14 protein-coding genes are annotated in these 19225 nt (G+C 67.2%); 5 read left to right on the top strand and 9 right to left on the bottom strand.

Translation table 11 applies throughout. The annotated features are described in order from the left end of the window. Positions 1-28: 28 nt before the first annotated feature. Positions 29-472 (bottom strand): hypothetical protein, encoded by a 444-nt coding sequence (locus tag Pla175_RS24580; RefSeq protein ID WP_145291733.1) that lies wholly within the window; start codon positions 470-472, stop codon positions 29-31. Positions 473-631: 159 nt separating this feature from the next. Then, positions 632-1846, bottom strand: a complete 1215-nt coding sequence (ribB, locus tag Pla175_RS24575; RefSeq protein ID WP_145291732.1) for a 3,4-dihydroxy-2-butanone-4-phosphate synthase — start codon at positions 1844-1846, stop codon at positions 632-634. Between the two features lie 171 nt (positions 1847-2017). On the opposite strand from ribB, the gene Pla175_RS24570 reads away from it, so the two are divergent. The 4 genes from Pla175_RS24570 to Pla175_RS24555 all read left to right on the top strand — a co-directional run bounded on the left by Pla175_RS24570 (position 2018) and on the right by Pla175_RS24555 (position 6643). Next, positions 2018-2863 (top strand): hypothetical protein, encoded by an 846-nt coding sequence (locus Pla175_RS24570; RefSeq protein ID WP_145291731.1) that lies wholly within the window; start codon positions 2018-2020, stop codon positions 2861-2863. A 368-nt stretch (positions 2864-3231) separates the two neighbouring features. Further along, the gene (locus tag Pla175_RS24565; RefSeq protein ID WP_145291730.1) at positions 3232-5136 is read left to right on the top strand and encodes a 2-oxoacid:acceptor oxidoreductase subunit alpha; all 1905 of its coding nucleotides are present in this window, start codon (positions 3232-3234) and stop codon (positions 5134-5136) included. A 29-nt stretch (positions 5137-5165) separates the two neighbouring features. Next, positions 5166-5546, top strand: coding sequence for a four helix bundle protein (locus Pla175_RS24560; RefSeq protein WP_145291729.1), 381 nt, complete (start codon positions 5166-5168; stop codon positions 5544-5546). 71 nt (positions 5547-5617) lie between these two features. Beyond that, the gene (locus tag Pla175_RS24555; RefSeq protein WP_145291728.1) at positions 5618-6643 is read left to right on the top strand and encodes a 2-oxoacid:ferredoxin oxidoreductase subunit beta; all 1026 of its coding nucleotides are present in this window, start codon (positions 5618-5620) and stop codon (positions 6641-6643) included. Positions 6644-6745: 102 nt separating this feature from the next. Here Pla175_RS24555 and Pla175_RS24550 read toward each other — a convergent pair whose 3' ends face one another. Next, on the bottom strand, positions 6746-7147 hold the full coding sequence (locus tag Pla175_RS24550) for a transposase (protein WP_197527133.1): 402 nt from the start codon (positions 7145-7147) through the stop codon (positions 6746-6748). A 457-nt stretch (positions 7148-7604) separates the two neighbouring features. On the opposite strand from Pla175_RS24550, the gene Pla175_RS24545 reads away from it, so the two are divergent. Next, complete coding sequence (locus tag Pla175_RS24545; protein WP_197527132.1) at positions 7605-8486, top strand: inositol monophosphatase family protein; 882 nt, start codon at positions 7605-7607, stop codon at positions 8484-8486. Positions 8487-8612: 126 nt separating this feature from the next. On the opposite strand, the gene Pla175_RS24540 is transcribed toward Pla175_RS24545, so the two are convergent. From Pla175_RS24540 to carB, 6 genes are all read right to left on the bottom strand, one after another. Further along, positions 8613-11744 (bottom strand): hypothetical protein, encoded by a 3132-nt coding sequence (locus tag Pla175_RS24540; protein ID WP_145291725.1) that lies wholly within the window; start codon positions 11742-11744, stop codon positions 8613-8615. Positions 11745-11815: 71 nt separating this feature from the next. Further along, positions 11816-12367, bottom strand: coding sequence for a hypothetical protein (locus Pla175_RS24535; RefSeq protein WP_145291724.1), 552 nt, complete (start codon positions 12365-12367; stop codon positions 11816-11818). 97 nt (positions 12368-12464) lie between these two features. Further along, positions 12465-12965 (bottom strand): KdsC family phosphatase, encoded by a 501-nt coding sequence (locus Pla175_RS24530; RefSeq protein WP_145291723.1) that lies wholly within the window; start codon positions 12963-12965, stop codon positions 12465-12467. Positions 12966-13187: 222 nt separating this feature from the next. Beyond that, positions 13188-14279, bottom strand: coding sequence for a KpsF/GutQ family sugar-phosphate isomerase (locus Pla175_RS24525; protein ID WP_145291722.1), 1092 nt, complete (start codon positions 14277-14279; stop codon positions 13188-13190). Positions 14280-14982: 703 nt separating this feature from the next. After that, positions 14983-15585 (bottom strand): Uma2 family endonuclease, encoded by a 603-nt coding sequence (locus Pla175_RS24520; RefSeq protein ID WP_145291721.1) that lies wholly within the window; start codon positions 15583-15585, stop codon positions 14983-14985. A gap of 107 nt (positions 15586-15692) precedes the next feature. Then, on the bottom strand, positions 15693-19223 hold the full coding sequence (carB, locus tag Pla175_RS24515) for a carbamoyl-phosphate synthase large subunit (RefSeq protein ID WP_145291720.1): 3531 nt from the start codon (positions 19221-19223) through the stop codon (positions 15693-15695). Positions 19224-19225: the final 2 nt, after the last annotated feature.

Genomic DNA, 19225 nt, shown 5'->3' with positions numbered 1-19225 from the left:
GGGCCCGCGGGAAGGGGCAAGGGAGCACTCAGCCCACGCCGGCAGCGGCCCAGCAGCGGAAATCGGCCTCCCGCAGCACTACCCCCTCCTGCACGAGCTGGAACACCAGCGGCGCCGCCGGCCAGCCCAGGCTCCCCAGGATCGCGTCGAAGACCCCCGGCGGGCATGCGCCGTGGGCTTCCACGCGGTGCATGGCGCCCTCCAGCTCGAACATGTGCCCGTCCACCTGCCAACGCTGGCCATCCGCCTCGCCCGCCACCAAGAAGTAGCCGTCCGGCTCGGCGTCGAGCCGGGGGATGGTGAGAAGTTCGGCCTGGCACTGCTCGAAGGAGACCGGAAGGGGGTTGGTGAAGACGGGCGGCCCCCCCGCGGGGCCGGTGAGCGTGGGGAGCAGCAGCCCGCGGAGCTCTACGATCGGACCCTCGTTCGCTGCTGGGGGGGGGGCGAGGAGGTTGGTGTGGAAGCGGAGCATGGCAGCGGAGCGGTTGTTCGTGACGCGCCGGGGGCCGGGGGCGGGGACGCCCCGGCTCGCAAAGTGAGCCGCGTGCGAGCCGGGGCGTCCCCGCCCCCGGCGCAGGAGAGGCCCGCCCCCGCCCCCGGCGCGGCAGAGAAACGTCTGCCCACCGCGTCGTCACGGCAGTTGGTGCCCCATCTTCTCCCGCTTGGTCCGCATGTAGGCCGCGTTGTGCTCGTGCATCGGCGGGACGATCGGCACTTGGTCGACCACCTCGAGGTCGAAGCCGCCGTAGATGAACGCGTCGGTCTTCTTGGGGTTGTTGGTCAGCAGCCGCACGCGCCGCAGGCCCAGGTCTTTGAGCAACTGGATGCCGACGCCGTAATCGCGGGGGTCTGCCTTAAAACCTAGGGCGACATTGGCCTCGACCGTGTCGAGCCCCTCGTCTTGCAGCTTGTAGGCCTTGATCTTCTCTACCAGGCCGATCCCCCGGCCCTCCTGCGGCAGGTAGACCAGCACGCCGGCGCCCTCGCTCTGGATCATGTCGAGCGCCATGTGCAGTTGATCGCCGCAGTCGCAGCGGAGCGACGCCAGCAGGTCGCCCGTGAAGCACGACGAGTGGAGCCGCACCAGCGGCGCGTCGACCTTCGTCAGGTCGCCCATGACGAACACGACCGGCTCTTGCGACTCGTGCTTAACGCCGTAGGCGATGATCGTGCCGTGGCCGTAGTGCGTGGGCATCTTGGCTTCGGCGATGCGGTAGACCAGCTTCTCGCGTACGCGGCGGTGGGCGATCAGGTCTTCGATGGTGATGATCGGCAGGTCGTGCTCGACGGCGAGCGCCGCGAGCTGGTCGCGGTCGGCCCGGTCCCCCTCGTCGTTGAGGATCTCGCACAGCACGCCGGCCGGCTGCAGCCCCGCCATGCGGGCCAGGTCGACCGCCGCCTCGGTGTGCCCGGCGCGTCGCAGCACGCCCCCCTCTTTGGCGATCAGCGGCGAAACGTGCCCGGGCCTCGCCAGGTCGGTCGGCACGGTCTTGGGGTCGGCCAGCGCGCGGATGGTGGTCGCGCGTTCGCTGGCGGTGATGCCGGTCTTGGCCGAGCGGTGGTCCACCGTCACCGTGTAGGCGGTCCGCAGCGGCGCCGTGTTGGCGGCGTCGGCGATCATCGGCGGCAGCTCGAGCCGCGCGGCCGCCTCGGGCAGCAGCGGCGTGCAGAGCTGCCCCCGCCCGCGGCTGACCATAAAGTTGACGATCTCGGGCGTCGCCTTCTCGGCCGCGGCGATGAAGTCTCCCTCGTTCTCGCGGTCCTCCGCATCGACGACGATCACTACCTTGCCGGCAGCAATCGCCTCAACGGCGTGGTCGATGGAAGAGAAGCGGGTGGTGGGCATGTTAAAGCTAGCAGAAGTAGGGAAGTAGCCGACGGGCTCCGCCCCGTCGGTGTGGCTCGATAGACGCACGCTAGGCAGCTACTCCGACGGGGCGTAGCCCGTCGGCTATCCGCTTGCGCTTGAAGCTGCTTCAATTATAGGCTTGCCGCATCGTACACCAATGAGCCTCCCATGACCGACACTGCGCTGAACCCGGTCGCCCCGTTGGGTCGGGAGGAATACATCGAGCAGGCCCAGTTCTTCGCCACGCTCGCCAGCCGATTGACGGACAACGCCCCCACGCAGGAGATCCTCAGCGGCGCGCGGGAGGAGGCGTTGGCCACCACCAAGCTGCCGATGGCGATCGATTTCTTGCTCTCCGAGCTGCGGCACGCCGGCGTGCTGGCCAGCGCGATGGCCCGGCTGCCCCACTATTTTACGGCGTTTCAGACCTACATCGTCTCCGAGGGGGAGAAGGAGCGGGGGAACTTCGACTTCCGGCTGGGGCTCGAGGTGCTGCAGCTCGAGGCCAAGTACCGGTCCGAGTCCCCCACGCAGCAGGGGGTTTTTCTCTACCAATTCGAGGTGCTCTGCCGGAACCGGCTGGGCTACGACCGGGGCCTGGAGGCCGTGGCGGCCGACCCGGGGTTCGACCCGCCGTGGCGCAAGTGGATCGACGCGTTGCGGCGGAAGATCGGCATGGTGGACATCGCGGACCTGATCTACGTCCACAGCGAGCACTACCGTCGGAGGAACCCGAGCGACATTTTGACGCAGGCCATCCTGTTCGGCGACCGCGAGGGCCGGATCGCCCTGGCGAACCGCAAGAAGGACCCGCTGCTGCTGTTCAGCTCGCTGCACCGGCAGCTCGACTACCCGTCGCCCCCCCGCCCGATGGCCCAACGGGACGACGAAGACCTGCTCCCCTCGCTTTCCCGCCGGATCGAGTACCTAGAGAAGCGGCTGAAGATCGTCGAAGACGAGCAACGCGGCGGCTTCGACCTCTCGAAGTTCTACCAGAAGCCGGATCGCCCCTAGATTGCGTTAAAAGTCGGCAATCTCTGCCCGACCCGCCGTTATGCCCCAGACCGCCAATTGCTACACTTGTAGCAGTGCAAAGGCGGACTTCCCTGTCGGGTGACGGAAGGGGGAGGTGGGGATAACGAAGAGATGTGGGGATGGTCATTCGTAGGGCATGGCTGCGATCGCATGCAAGCTTGCACGAAACCAAGAACAAGAATGGTTGGGTCCGGGTTGATACTTGGCCCTCGGCAATCCTATCTCCACATCTCTTCGTAATCCCCACCTCCCCTTTCGCACGGCGATCATTACGGCATAGCCCCACAGACTTTAACTCCGTAACATCCTCATCCCTTGCGCATCCCCTCCGAGGCATCTAACCAGTCATGTCGACCGCAGAATTAAAGCAGGTTCAGGAACTCGTTGACGCCACTGTCCGCTTCTGCGGCGACTCCGGCGACGGCATGCAGTTGGCCGGCACGCAGTTCACCACCACCAGCGCGCTGGCGGGCAACGACGTCGCCACCTTCCCCGACTTCCCGGCCGAGATCCGCGCCCCGCGCGGCACCAAGGCGGGCGTGTCGGGCTTCCAGGTCCACTTCTCCAGCACCGAGATCTTCACGCCGGGCGACACGGTCGACGCCCTGGTGGCGATGAACCCGGCGGCGCTGACCACCAACATCGGCGACCTCCGCGACGCCGGCGTGCTGATCTGCGACTCCAGCTCCTTCGACAAGCGCGGCCTCGAACAGGCCGGCTACGCGACCAACCCGCTGGAAGATGGCAGCCTGGACCAGAAGTACAAGCTGCACAGCATCGACATCACCAAGATCACCCGCACCGCGGTCGAGGGCCTGGGGCTCAGCCAGAAAGAAGCCGACCGCTGCCGGAACTTCTTCGCCATGGGGCTGGTGTTCTGGCTGTACGACCGCTCGCTGGAGCCGACGCTGCGGTTCATCGAAGAGAAGTTCGGCAAGCGGCCCGAGGTGGCCCAGGCCAACGAACGCGCCCTCAAGGCGGGCTTCAACTACGGCGAAACCGTCGAGGCGATCAACACCCAGTACCACGTCCCCAAGGCGGTGCTGGAGCCCGGCACCTACTACAGCATCATGGGCAACACCGCCCTGGCGTGGGGGCTGATCGCGGCCGCCAAGGTGTCCGGCAAGCGGCTGTTCTTTGGCGCCTACCCGATCACCCCGGCCAGCGACGTGCTGCACGAGCTGGCTAGGCACAAGAACTTCGACGTGCTCACGTTCCAGGCCGAGGACGAGATCGCCGCGGTCACCGCGACGATCGGCGCGGCGTTCGGCGGCGAGATGGCCGTCACGTCGTCTAGCGGCCCCGGCATCGCGCTCAAGGCCGAAGCGCTCGGGCTGGCCGTGATGACCGAGCTGCCGATGCTGGTGCTGAACATTCAGCGCGGCGGCCCCAGCACGGGGCTCCCCACCAAGACGGAGCAGAGCGACCTGCTGCAGGCGATGTTCGGCCGCAACGGCGAGTGCCCGATGCCGATCGTCGCGGCCAGCGGCCCGGCCGACTGCTTCTACGCGGTGCAAGAGGCGTGGCGGATCGCCACCACGTTCATGACGCCGGTCTTCTTCCTCAGCGACGGCTACATCGCCAACGGCTCCGAGCCGTGGCGAGTGCCCAAGGCGGCCGACTTGCCGCGGATCGACATCCAGCACCCCGGGCCGATAGCCCCCACGAACGGTGACGGCGCTCACGGTGAAGGGGCCAACGGTGCGGGGGGTGAAACGTTCCTCCCCTACAAACGCAACGACAAGCTGGCCCGCCCGTGGGCGCTGCCAGGAACGGTCGGCCTGCAGCACCGCATCGGCGGGCTGGAGAAGCAGGACGTCACCGGCAACGTCAGCTACGACCCCGAGAACCACCAGCACATGACCAACACGCGGGCCGCCAAGGTGGCGGGCATCGCGAACCACATCCCCTTGCAAGAGCTGGACGGTCCTTCCAGCGGCGACCTATTGGTCTTGAGCTGGGGCGGCCCCTACGGCTCGTGCGCGACCGCCGTACACCGCGCCCAGAAAGCCGGCCTGAGCGTCACGCACGCCCACCTGCGTTACCTGAACCCTTTCCCGCGCAACCTGGGCGAGATCCTCGGCAACTTCAAGCAAGTGCTGATCCCCGAGCTGAACTGCGGCCAGTTGCGGATGCTGATCCGCTCGCAGTTCTTGGTCGATGCCGTGGGACTCAACAAGGTGCAGGGCAAGCCGTTTAGTGTGGCGGAAGTGCATCAGAAGATTGTTGAGATGATAGAGGATAGAGGTTAGATGATAGGGACGGTTGGGAGCTCGCTTAGATGGGGAGTGATATTCGGAGCCACCACGACCTTAAAGTGTGGCAGTTGGGGATGGATATTGCAGAAGAGACTTACGTGCTCACCGCAGGGTTTCCTTCCGACGATCGTTTCTCGCTGACCAACCAGATGCGCCGCGCCGCTAGTTCGATCCCGGCTAATATCGCCGAAGGGAACGGACGCGACTCGATCAAAGATTACCTCCGGCACCTCTCCATTGCGTTCGGGTCGCTTAGCGAACTCGAAACCTTCATCCAACTCGCCCTACGCCTCCGCTACCTCGAACCCAGTCAACCCAGCCGCATCCTCGAAATGATCGAAGAAGAAGGAAGAATGCTCCGCGGACTTCAAAAGTCACTGCGCGCCAAGCTGCCTCCTATTTAGCGCCAGCGCATCGCGAAGCGTCGTCCGTCCTATCATCTATCATCTATCATCTAACCTCTATCATCTCCCACATGACCACCTCCCTCGACCTCCCCGTCCTCACCCCCCAAGACTTCGCCAGCGATCAAGACATCCGCTGGTGCCCCGGTTGCGGCGACTACTCCATCCTGGCGCAGATGAAGAAGATCCTGCCCGGGCTGGGGATCCCGCGCGAGAAGACGGTGTTCGTCTCGGGCATCGGCTGCAGCAGCCGGTTCCCGTACTACATGAACACGTACGGCATCCACTCTATCCACGGCCGCGCGCCGGCCGTGGCGACGGGGCTCAAGAGCGCCCGGCCCGACCTGCACGTGTGGGTCATCACCGGCGACGGCGACGGCCTGTCCATCGGCGGCAACCACTTGATGCACGCCATCCGCCGGAACATGGACCTCAACATCGTCCTGTTCAACAACCGCATCTACGGGCTGACCAAGGGGCAGTACTCCCCCACGTCGCCGCTGGGGCAGCGGACCAAGAGCACGCCGATGGGCGCCATCGACAACCCGTTGCACCCGTTGTCGATTGTCATCGGCGCCGAGGCCACCTTTGTGGCCCGCAGCATCGACACCAACATCAAGCACCTGGGCGCCACGCTCGAACGCGCCGCCCGCCACCAGGGCTCGTCGTTTGTTGAGGTCTACCAGAACTGCAACGTCTTCAACGACGGCGCCTGGGACTACGCCAAGGACCGCAAGCTGAAGGCCGAGACCACGCTCGAGCTAGAGCACGGCAAGCCGCTGATCTTCGGCGCCAACCGCGACAAGGGGATCCGCCTGAACGGACTCACCCCCGAGGTGGTAGAGCTGGGCAAGGGGATCAGCGAAGACGACCTGCTGTTCCACGACGAGGCGGCCCCGGAGCCGAGCCTCGCCTACCTGCTGAGCCGCCTCCGCTACGAAGACGGCTTCCCAGAGCCCATCGGCGTGTTCCGCAGCGTCGACGCGCCGCGGTACGACGTGCTGATCAACGACCAGGTCGCCGAGGCGGTGAAGCGCCAAGGGGCGGGAGACCTGGACGCGTTGTTCAACTCGGGCGAGACGTGGGTGGTGGAATAGGCCTCACCGCTCCATAAAGCAGCCTGGAGCCGGAAGCGTCAGCGCCCGGAGGTTGTTGCTCGCGAACACTCCGGGCGCCTACGCTTCCGGCTCCAGAGTGGATCACAGCTGCGGTTCTTCGAGAGGCGGCCATACTATTAGCGGATTGAACTGTTTGAATCTCACGTAGTGGATTGCGCCACCAATCGCAGCATTATTGAACAGCCGGCGCTTTGATCCGCCGCTTGTCCACCAGCGAGCCGACGCGGGTTTGCCGAACTTGCGATTGAGCGCCCGCGACGTGTAGGCCTTCAGGTCGTTGAGAATCTTTTGCGGATCCGAGTCGTTGCTTGCGCTCATCACAACGTGGAAATGATTCGCCATGACCGCCACCGCCAGCAGCGCCCAGCCACGGTAGCTGGCCGTCTCGCGGAGCTGCAGCACAACGACCTGTGCTTGAGCCCTGGAAAGCCGAACAGGATCGCCCTTCATAGCTTGCGCGGCGCTGTGATGCAGGCCGATCATTTGGGGCTCCCAGGGTTCCCCGTAGGTCGAGTGCTCGAGTCGGTGACTAGAAGTGGCTTCCCCTTCACGCCGGTCGCGGACCGAGGTAACGGACCCGCGCGGGTCGCCTGGGAGCCAAGCGCCGTACGTCGTGCTCGTGATCATGAAGTGCATTTTTGTACAGTAATTGCTTGCGTCGACGTGTCAAGCAGGAGCGTTGTTCCTTCTTGGAGCCGGAAGCGTTAGCGCCCGGAGGTCTCCGAGCACGCGCTCACCTAGAGGCGCCTCCGCTCCCGGAGAGTCCCACGTACGCAAAAACCTCCGGGCGCTGACGCTTCCGGCTCCATATTTGCGCACGATGGATAATCAAACCATGGCGCAGCGCTCTTTCATCATTCGATGTTTCAAGCGAGACTTAGGCTTACTGCCCCGCCTCCCCTCCCTCCCCCCTCCCCCCTCCCCCCTCCCCCCGCCCCGCATGCCCCACCCGATCCCTGCCCACCTGCTCTCGCTCGACCCTGACCTCACCCTGGCCGCTCAGGCGGCCGAAGCAGCGGGGGCCGTGATCCGCGACGGTTACGGACGCATGCACTCGGTGGAGCGCAAGGGGGTGGGCGACCTCGTGTCGGACATCGACCGCCGGGCCGACCGGGCCGCGCTCGAGGTGCTCCGCAGCGGGAGTTGTGCAGAGATCCTTTCCGAAGAGCTCAACCCCAACCTGCCGGCCGGCCAGAGCCCCGCGGCGATTAGCGACCTGTGGATCGTCGACCCGTTGGACGCCACCAGCGCGTTCTTGATGCACGTCGGGCCGCAGTACCCCTCGGTGCTGATCGCACGCCGCCGGGGCGGCCGCACGCACGCCGGGGTGGCCTACTTCCCGCTCACGGGCGAGTGGTTCTACGCGGTTGAAATGTTGGGGGCGTTCAAGAACGGCGCCCCGCTCACGGCGCCCAGCGAGCAGCCGCTGCTCGCCGACTCGTGGGTCGAGATGAACCCCTACGGCGAGGCGGCCCTGGAGACGGAGTTCTTCACGCACTGCCGCGCCGCCCTCCGCAGCCCCGCCGGCGCCGGGCTGGTGACCGCCGGAGTCCCCAACGCAGGGATCGGCCTGCGGTGCTTGGAGGGGCTCAGCCACCTGGCCCTGGTGGTGCACGACAACCGGCCCCAGAGCGTCAAACAGGGGCCGTGGGACATCGCGGCCGTGCAGTTGATCGTGGAAGAGGCAGGGGGCGTGATGCTCAGCCCCCGGCTGGAACGCACCTGCCCGTTCCGCGCCGAGCCGATCTTGATCGCTCCGCACCGCGGGCTGATCGAAGAAGTCATCAACCTAGTCGGCCAACCACAAACGCTGACCGCGTAACCCCGGGCGAGCCGTTGGCGTCAGCCAACGGAGTAGAACCCTGGGCAGCGTGCGCCTCGGCGCGCCGCTTGTGGTTGATAGTTTGTGTTTGGGCGAAGACTCCGTCGGCTTACGCCGGCCGCTCGCCTAGCGGGGCGTGGCGGGCCTGGCGGCGGTCGCGGCGGGTTGGGCATCGAACCGACCGGCGCCGAGGCCTTCGACCTTCACCGCCACCGGGTCGCGCCAGTAGGAGATCTTCTGGGCGGTGACCGTCGCCGGCGGCAGGTTGGGGTTGCTGGTCCGCGAGAGCGACGCGGTCCGGCGTGCGTCTCCTGCTAGCACAAACATGTCTTTGGCCTGGTTGTAGACCGCTTCTTCGGCGTCGGCCTCGAAGCGTGTCTGGGCGTCTTGCATGCCGGCCAGGCGCACGCCCCCCAGTGCCCGCAGCTCCATCTTGGTGTCTTTGGCGTCGCGCCCCGCGCCGGCGAACCGCATCGCGGGGTCTTCGTACACCTGCAGCTCTTCGCAGGCGAGCTGTGCGGCGCCCACGGGTCCGCGGCCCTGGGCGTCCAGCTCTACCTGCTGCTCCCACGCGTCTACCGGCCCGTAGATGGCCTGCACGCGGCGGTGGAAGCGGAGGACGCGGTCGTTGATGTTGCCGGAGATCCCCTGCTGGAAGTCGACGCGGAGGAAATGGAGCTTCGACTTGGGCGCCGCGCCGGCCGCCGGCGCGGCCGCGGCCCCCGGGGCCCCGAGGCCCGCCTCGGGGTTCGAGTAGTGGACGCTGCGCACCCAGCCGGGCCCGGCGCCCTGGATGGCGCCCGTTTGTTGGTTGATCGACAGCGACACCAGCTTGGCGCGTTCGTGCGAGCGTTGCCCCTCGGGGTCGACGGTGCGGTGGTCGATGGCGACCCCGCCGACGCAGTCGACCTGGGCGATCTCGATCTTGCCGGCGCCGTTGCCCCCGCCGTCGCGGAAGTCGACCGGCCGGCTGAGCCGGGCGGTGAGCTCGCGGCAGCGGAGCCAGTCGTGCGGGCCCTCGCCCAGCACGTTGCCGCGGACGCTGATCGTGCTGCCGTCGAACCGCAGCCCTTCTTCCCACCGCAGGTTGAGCTCGGTCGGGCCGCTGGCGCCCCCCAGCAGGTCGCGGTCGGACAGCACCTTGGCGTCCCCCTCGCCGTCGGCCCACATCCGGCCGGCGGCCTGGTCGAGGTGCACCTCGGCCGATTGCAGCTCCAGACCGCGGGCCAGGATCATCGCCCTGGCGGCCTGCTGCGGCGGAGCGTTGCCGGCGGCGCTGCCGAAGACGTCGATCGTCGCGGCGCCGGTCTTCTCTAGGCCGCCTACGTTCAGCACCTCGCCACGCACCGCCAGCGGCGGCGGGCCCGGCGCCGTGGCCAACTGCTCGAACACCACGTCGCCCCGGCACCGCAGCCCTCGGGCGTCGATCCGCTTGCCGGCGACGCTGAGATCGAGCTGCATCTGTTTCGCGGTCAGCGAGAACCGGTCGCTGCCGGGGGGCTGGTTGCTGGCGGCGGTCAGCGGCGATGCGCCGCGTCCCGACCCGAGCGCCGGGCCGCCACCCGCTGCCGCGTTCTGGTCGACCAGGAACTTGGCCACCAGCGAGCCGGCGCTGCCGACCAGCCGGGGCGAATCGATCCGCAGCGGGCCCGCGGCGTCGAGCCGTTCGGGCAGCAGCGCCAGCCCGCTCTTGGCGTCGATCTCTAGCGCGGGGCCCTCGGGGCCGTCGGCGGGGGTCTCCAGCAGACGCAGGTCGATCCGCTGGCACAGCACTTCGCCGATGCCGGAGCCCGAGAAGCGCGGCGCGCCCACGATCGAGAGCAGTTTGGCGGGGGGCCCGGCAGCGGCGCCCTCGGGGGTCGGCGCCGCGGTGAGCGCCACGGCGAAGCGGCCATCCTCGGCGGCCTGCCACTGGGCCTCGATGGTCCGGCCGCCCGGGCCGTCGGGGGTCGCCCGCAGCGAGCCGGGGCCGGCGAGCCACACGTCGCCCACCGCCGAGGGCTGCTCCTTCGGCGGGTGCCGGTAGCGGATCACGGGGGCCTCCACCTCGGCCGTGGAGTGGCTGATGGACGCCCGGCCGCTGAGCGTGGCGAGTTGCTGCTCGATGTCCAGCCGCAGGTTGTCGCACCGCACCCGCACGCCGCGGGCCGGGGAGTCGAGCTTCACCGGCTGGCCGATGGCCTCGAGCGCCTGCGGCCGAAGGTTGGTGGGCGTAGCGCCCGGCTTGCCCGAGGCGTCCGACTCGAAGTGCAGCCGCAGCTCCTGGCAGATGAGCTGGTCGCTCTGGCCGGTGAGGTTCAGTTGCCACACGTGCACGTCGTCGCGGAAGCTGGCGACACGGCCCACCAGGTCGAACTTGAACGATCCCTGGCAGGAGATCTCCACCGGGGGCGCCGGCGGGCGGGCCGCGGGCGCCTGGGCCACGGCGGCGCCCCAGGCCGCGGCGGCCGGGTCGGCCGCGGGGCGGCGGGCGACGGGCAGCGTCAGAGAGCGGTCGTCGTCTTTCTCGCCGGGGTAGATGGCGCCGACGCTCAGCGCCAGCTTCACCTCGTCAAAGATCTCCATCGACTCGATCCCGCCGATCTTCAGGCCGTTCTGCCCCGCCCCGCCGGTGGGCTTCTGCGCCAGGCGGATCACCATCCGGCGTCCGCCGGCGGTAGAGCGGCCCTGGCGGACGTCGACCCGGTCGTCTGTGTAGACCTCGGGGCCGTTCATCCGCAGGTCGCGGGTTTGGATCAGCAGGTCGTCCTCGTCGCCGGGGGACTTCATCTCGCTGCGGATGGTGATCGGCCCCGGGAAGGCGGCGCTGGTGATGTTGCCGATCCGCCCCCGCGCGGGGTTAAACGGCTCGTCAAACTGCAGCCACCCGCCGCCGGGCGCCTCGAGCACCACCGCGTCGCCGGGCGGTGGCTGGCCGTCCGCGTAGCTGTCGGGGAAGAAGACCGCGATGAACTTGGTGAGCGTCAGCCGGCCGTCGTCGCGCGGCTCGTAATCGTCCAGCACCAGCATCACGCGATCAACGCGGATCACCTTAGGCTTGCCCACGAGCGCCCAGTGCCCCGATTTGAAGTAGCGAGCGAGCATCGTCTGATAGCGTCCGAGCGCGCCCCCCTCTTTGGGCGCCTCGTCGAAGCTGTTCTGCGAGACGTAGACGTCTACCTTCGGCTCAATCCACGGCGCCGCCAGCCGCGCGTACGCGTAGTAGGCCGCGACAAGCACGACGAACGCGATCAGGGTGCGGGCGATTCGGGCGAGCATGGGTGCTTCGGTAGGCGGCTCTGCGAGGGGCCGAAGCATCTCGCAGAGGCGCTGAGGCGCGGAGGAGGCAACTAACGGCAGAAGGCGATACCGCGGAACTCGCTGGTTTTGGCTGCTGGGTCTTCTTCTCCCCACTTAGCGGTGGTCGACTCGGCGAGCACTCCGCTTTTAAATTGAAGCTTGGGGGGAGAGAGGATTGGTTCGCTGCTTGGGCTGGTGTTTTCTGTGATGGGCGCATCGAAGCGGAAATTAAGAGTCAGCCGCGACGCGCCTGGGTCGGGCGCCGTGATGTGGAGTGGGTCGCCAGGGCCGCTCGCTGCTGAAGAGAACGCCGGATCAGTCGCCGGGCGACGGATGGGCAGGACGACCAGAACTCCGAGATCTCGATAGAAACTCGCAGGCGTTCGCCAGGGGTTGTAGCCGATCGGGGGCGTCCAGTAGCGGCTGTACTCGAGGGGCGTCCAGGAGAGCTCGCAACCTAGCAGTTGTAGGCTTTCGCCAAGCTCTCCTGCGTCGCCGGCTGCTTCAAGGCCCTCTGCTGCCGCAGCTTGGCCGCTGCACGACATGAATCCACCCGCAACCGCGATCGTCCAGCAAATACGAGCTAGCATGTCGAATTCCATTTCTTGAACGTGTGCTTGTCACTGCGTCTGTGCGCCGCCGCGAGAGGATGCAGTATCTCGCAAATGGGCGTAGGCGCAGAGGGCAATACGCGACGATTTACTGGTAGCGCTTCAGCACTTCTTCCCAGCGGCCGGACTCTTTCAAGAGGTGCTCAACGAACTCACGCACCGCGCCCCGGCCGCCGGGGGCTTGGGTGACGAATTGGGCCGCGGCGCGGACTTCTTCCACCCCGTCGGCCACGCTGGCGCCCAGGCCCACGGCCTTGATCACCGGCAGGTCGAGCAGGTCGTCGCCGATGTAGGCGATCTCGTCGAGCGTCACGCCGACTTCTTTGGCGAGGTCGCGGACGTGCGGCAGCTTTTCTAGGGCGCCCTGCCGGACGTAGCCGATGCCCAGCTCCTTGGCCCGCGCCTGCACGATGCGGCAGGTCCGGCCCGTGACGATGCCGAACTTGAGCCCCAACGACTGCCAGAAGTGCACCGCCAGCCCGTCGCGGACGTGGAACGTCTTGATCTCGTCCCCATCGGGCCCGAACGCGAGCGACCCGTCGGTCATCACGCCGTCAACGTCGGACAGGAGTAGTTTGATTTGTTTCATGGGACGTTAAGCCACTAACGGACGGACGCTTAACCACGAACGGCACAAAGAATCACGAAGGACGAAAGGAGGTGAAGGGTGCGATGCAGCGAAGCGCAATCGCACCGTTGCGGTTACTTCAATGGTGACCGTTAAGGTGCGATTACGCTTCGCTCCATCGCACCCTACTGTTTCGTTCTTTCCGTCCTTCGTGATTCATAGTGCTCTTGGTGGTTATTCTTCTCAGCCGGCCGCGAACAGGTCTTCGCTGGGGAAGATCCGCACGCTGGGCGCTTTGTTCTTGGCGCCGACGTCGGCCTCGTCGCCCGTGACGCCCAGCACGTCGGTCACGTCGAGCAGGCCGACCGGTTTGCCCGCGGCATCGACCACCGGCAGCTCGCTGAACTTGCGCGTGGAGAGGAGCGACATCGCCTGGCCCAGCCTGGCGCCCTGCTGCACCGTGGTGGGCGCGGCCGCCATGACGCTGCTGACCGGGGAGTCGAGGGCCGACTCGTCGCGGCGTTCGAACATCCGCGCCAGGTCGCTGTCCGTGAACAGCCCCGTGAGCTTGCCCGCGGCGTTGACCAGCATCACCGCGCCGGTGCGGCGCCCCGGGCGGCGGCAAGCGACGATCACCTGACGCACGGTCTGCGATTCCGGCGCGACCCGGCACTCGTCCAGCGGACGCATCCAGTCGTCCACGCGGCTGAGCTTGCGTCCCAGGCTGCCGCCGGGGTGGAAGCGGGCGAAGTCCTCGGCGCCGAAGCCGCGCATCTTGCTGAGGACCAGCGCTAGCGCGTCGCCCACCGCGAGCATCGCGGTGGTGCTGGTGCTGGGCGCCAAGCCCAACGAGCAGGCCTCGTCGAGTTTCCCCAGTTCGATGACGTGCGTCGCCGAGCGGCCCAGCGTGCTGGCGCGGCTAGCGGTGAGCGCGATGGTGGGGGCGCCGATCTCGGCCAAACTCGGCAGCAGTCGGGTGACTTCTTCGGTCTCGCCGCTCTGCGAGAGGATCAGCACCACGTCGTCGGCGTGGATGCGTCCGAGGTCGCCGTGGAAGGCCTCGGCGGGGTGAACGAAGTGGGCCCGCGCGCCGGTCGAGGCGAGCGTTGCGGCGATCTTCTGCCCCACCAGCCCAGCCTTGCCCATACCGGTCACAATCACGCTGCCGGCCGCGCCCAAGAGCAGCTCGATCGCGCAGCCCACGCTGGGGCCGATGCGGTTAGAGACCGCCCACAGCGCGGCCGCCTCAACCCGGATCACCTCCCGCGCCGCCTGGAGCTGCTCAAGGGGCGTGAGCGACTGAGGTTCCCGTTGTGTTTCGGTAGTGCGTGACATGGGGGCTTAGTCGCTGCGCGACTGGGGATTGTCCGCTTTCGCGGACGGGGATTGTTCGCAGCGCGAACGGGGATGGGGGGGACGGGGTGAAAGGGGAATGGGGGTGTTGCAGCTCCGTCCGCGTGTGCGGGGGCGGGAGTGTAGCAGTCGCCCCCCGATGCCACAACGCAGACGTGTGGAGATCGCGACAGCGCGTCCCCCCAGCCCCGGGCCGTAGGCCCAGCCGCAAAGCGGCGAGCCCCCAGCCCCGGCCGCGCAGCGGCCAATCCCCCGCGTGCGCAGCACGCAGCGCATAAAAAAAGCTCCCAGAAAAGCACACGTCCCAGGGGGGCAGAGGACGGGCAACTTTTCCGGGAGCGATTGGACGCAACACAACCAGGGGGCGAGGGGGGAGAACGCCTTATCCGGTCGTGGCGCCGCTGGGAGAGCGGTAGCGGGCGGAGTGCATCCATGCTCTCCGGCCGCTGCGCGGATCGCTTCGGCCTGGCAGGGCCGGTGGCGATCCTCCACGTGGCTTGGTGTTTTACTGGCAAAGCCTCCTTGCTTTGACCCGTGTCTGAATCGTTTCGCGGTTGGCTGTTCGCGTCGCGATGTGTGCGATGCGTTGGCCCCTTCGATGGGCGGGAAGTTACGTGAGCAGGCCCGTGCGATCAAGGGCAGTCAGAAGAGATTCTGAGAATCGTTGTGCTAGCGGTGCGCGCTCTCACCCGCCGACGTACCGATCGACATCCGCCCAGAACGCGGGTTCGTCGATCGTCACTTCGGGGCAACGCGGGGAGACGTAGCTGCCCTGCTCTGCTGAACGTACTTGGTAGGCGCCATCCACTAAGATGAAGTAGCTGAAGATCTGGGCTTCCGGATCGAGGATCCAGTATTCCGCTACACCCGCTTTGGCGTAGAGGGCGAGCTTCGCAACCCGATCGCGACGCCCGTATCGGCCCGAGACGATCTCAATGACGAGGTCCGGGACGACATCGATCCGTTGTTGCGACTTGGGGCGACGCCCCTTGGCAAGGTAGAGCAGGTCGGGCTGTACGACGGTCGACTCCATGAGATGCACGTCCGTCGGCGCGGCCAGCGCAAGCCCGCCCGACCCACTCGCGATCGCCTCGAAGTGCTTTGACAACTGCATCGAAACGGCTTGGTGATACCAATTCGGAGCAGGCGCCACGTAGAACCTCCCTTGCATCAACTCCACCCGTGGCACATCGGGTAGGCTCAAGTAATCCGACAGCCGGTAAGGTCCCTCTTCCGGGAGCCCGGTGAGGGGGACGTCTTGTTCGTATTCAACGAGCGTAGTGGCCATACCTAGATTCTAGCTGACTGGCCCAGAGAAGAAATGACCAATGCCCAAGCCCCAAGGACCAATTCGCCCAAATGAACGGCGGCGAATCCTTGATTATTGGTGCTTGGTCATTGGTGGTTCACGTCCGCGAACCGCTCCTGCAGGCTCATCACCTGCATCTCCTCGGTACGCAGCGCCTCCATCGCCTTGGTCGCCGCCTCGGCGGCCTCCAGCGTGGTCAGGCACGGCACGCCGGCCGCTACGGTGGCGGCGCGGATGCGGCCCTCGTCGGTGCGGGCGCCCTTGCCGACCGGGGTGTTCATCACCAGCTCGACCTGCTCGTCGGCCAAGTAGTCCAGCAGGTTGGGGTGGCCCTCCTTGATCTTCTTCACCCGCGTGCAGGCGATGCCGGCCGCGTCGAGCGCCTCGGCCGTGCCGCGCGTGGCGAGCAGGCCGTAGCCCATGGCCGCGAGTCGGCGCGCGATATCCACCAGGCCCGGCTTGTGCTTGGGGGCGACGCTGAGGAAGACGTTCCCCTCCATCGGCAGCGCGCTGCCCGCGGCGAGCTGGCTCTTGGCGAACGCCATCGAGAACCGCGGGCTGATCCCCATCACCTCGCCGGTGCTGCGCATCTCGGGGCCCAGCACCACGTCGACACCGCGGAACTTGGCGAACGGGAACACGCTCTCCTTCACCGACACGTGCGCCGGCAGCGGGTCGGAGGTGAACCCCTGCTCCTTGAGCGACACCCCCGCCATTACCTTCGCGGCGATCTTGGCCACGGGCATGCCGGTCGCTTTAGCGACAAACGGCGCGGTGCGGCTGGCGCGTGGGTTGACCTCGAGAACGTAGAGCGAGGGGCGAGGGGCGAGGGACGAGGGGTGAGGTACGGACGGGACTCGCGAGGCGTCGGTGCTCGCGTGCGGCGCTGATGCATCGCTCTGCGCGTCGCTCGCCTCTCGTCCCTCACCCCGCGCCCCACCTTCCTCCCACTGCACGGCGAACTGCACGTTCATTAGGCCTCGCACGCCCAGCGCCCTAGCAAGCTTCTCGGTCGCCTCGCGGATCTCGGCGATCACCGGCCCCGGCAGGCTGTAGGGGGGGATGGCGCAGGCGCTGTCGCCGGAGTGGACGCCTGCTTCTTCGATGTGCTCCATGATGCCGGGCACGATCACGGTCTCGCCGTCGCAGATGGCGTCGACGTCGACCTCGGTCGCCCCCTCCAGGAAGCTGTCAATCAGTACCGGCTGGCCCTGCGCGGCGACGAACGCCGCGGCAACAAACTGGTCGAGCTGGGCGTTGTCGTAGCAGATCTCCATCGCCCTGCCGCCGAGCACGAAGCTGGGCCGCACCAGGATCGGGTAGCCGATGCGGGCCGCCTCGCGGCGGGCCTCGTCCATCGTGCGGGCGATGCCGCTGGGGGGCTGCCGCAGGCCCAGGCGGTCGATGAGCTGCGAGAACTTCTCTCGGTCTTCGGCGTCCTCGATCGCCTCGACCGGCGTGCCGATGATCGGCGCGCCCGCTTCCTTGAGCGCCCGCGCCAGGTTCAGCGGCGTCTGCCCGCCGAACTGCACGATCACGCCGTCGGGCTCCACCCGGTCGCAGATGTTTAGCACGTCCTCGACGGTCAGCGGCTCGAAGAACAGCAGGTCGCTGGTGTCGTAGTCGGTCGACACCGTCTCGGGGTTGGAGTTGACCATGATCGACTCGATCCCCAGCTCGCGCATCGCAAAGCTGGCGTGGCAGCAGCAGTAGTCGAACTCGATGCCTTGCCCAATACGGTTGGGACCGCCGCCGAGGATCATGATCCGCTTGTCGCTGCGCGACGGGGGCGAGGGGTTAGGGGCGAGGGGCGAGTGACGCGCAAGCGAAGACGGTGCGTCGCTTCCCGCTTGCGACTCTCTCGTCCCTCGCCCCTCGTCCCTCGCCCCTCCGCCCCGCGGCGGGGTTTCGTCTTCTTCTTCGTACGTGGAATAGAAGTAGGGCGTGTACGCCTCGAACTCCGCGGCGCAGGTGTCGACGCTCTTGAACACGGCGCGGATGCCGCGGGCGATGCGATGCCGGCGGACTTCCATCTCGCCGACGCCGAAGATCACGCTGAGCTGCCGATCAGAGAACCCCTGCCGTTTGGCGGTGCGCAATAAGTCGTCGCCTAGAGATTCGAGGGACGTTCCAGCCTCTCGCCCCTCGCCCCTCGCCCCTCGCAACGCGTCTTCGGTCTCGACGATCTCCAGCAGATTGTCCAAGAACCACGGGTCGATCCCCGAGAGCTCGTGCACCTGGTCGACCGTCATCCCCGCCTTGAGCGCGTAACGCAGGTAGAACACGCGGTCCGGCCCTGCCTTTTGCAGCTTGGCGTGGATGGTCTCGGTGTCGGGCCGATCGGGGCTGGGCCGGCCCGCGGCGTCGTACCACAGGTCGAGGCCGTCGCTGCCGAAACCGAAGGCGCCCACCTCCAGCCCACGCAGCGCCTTCTGGAAGCTCTCCTTGAAGGTGCTGCCGATGGCCATGGTCTCGCCGACGCTCTTCATCTGCGTCGTCAGGCTGCTGTCTGCCTCGGGGAATTTCTCGAACGCGAACCGCGGGATCTTGGTCACCACGTAGTCGATGCTCGGCTCGAAGCAGGCGGTGGTCTCGCGGGTGATGTCGTTGGGCAGCTCGTGCAGCCGGTAGCCCACGGCCAGCTTCGCGGCGATCTTGGCGATCGGGAAGCCGGTGGCCTTAGACGCCAGCGCGCTAGAGCGGCTCACGCGGGGGTTCATCTCGATGACGATCATCCGCCCGGTCGAGGGCTCGATGGCGAACTGGATGTTCGACCCGCCGGTCTCGACGCCGATCTCGCGGATCACCGCCAGGCTGGCGTCGCGCATCCGCTGGTACTCTTTGTCGGAGAGGGTTTGCGCGGGCGCCACGGTGATGGAGTCGCCGGTGTGGATCCCCATCGCGTCGAAGTTCTCGATGGCGCAAATGATCACCACGTTGTCGTCGACGTCGCGCATCACCTCCATCTCGTACTCTTTCCAGCCCAGGATCGACTCCTCAACCAGCACCTCGGTGGTGGGAGACGAGTCGAGCCCGCGGCGCACCAGGTCGTCGAACTCCGCCCGGTTGTAGGCGATCGACGAGCCGCTGCCCCCCATCGTGAAGCTGGGCCGCACGACCGCCGGCAGGCCGATCTCTTCGACCAGCGCGCGGGCCTCGTCCAGCGTCTTGATCGTCTTGCCCTTGCAGACCCCCAGGCCGATCTTCTCCATGGCCTGCTTGAAGCGGTCGCGGCTCTCGGCCTTGTCGATCACGTCTGCGTTGGCGCCGATCATCTCGACGCCGTGCTTCTCCAGCACGCCGTGCGCCTCCAGCGCCATGGCCAGGTTCAGCGCGGTCTGCCCCCCCAGGGTCGGCAGCAGCGCGTCGGGCTTCTCGATGGCGATGATCTTCTCGATGATCTCCCAGGTGAGCGGCTCGATGTAGGTGCGGTCTGCCGTCGACGGATCGGTCATGATCGTCGCCGGGTTGGAGTTCACCAGCACCACCTCGTACCCCTCTTCGCGCAGCGCCTTGCAGGCCTGGGTGCCGGAGTAGTCGAACTCGCACGCCTGCCCGATAACGATGGGTCCGGAGCCGATCAGCAGGATCTTGTGAAGGTCGTCGCGCCTGGGCATGG

The sequence above is a fragment of the Pirellulimonas nuda genome (assembly GCF_007750855.1).
Taxonomy (GTDB): Bacteria; Planctomycetota; Planctomycetia; order Pirellulales; family Lacipirellulaceae; genus Pirellulimonas; species Pirellulimonas nuda.
This window is presented reverse-complemented; position numbering and strand designations above follow the sequence as displayed.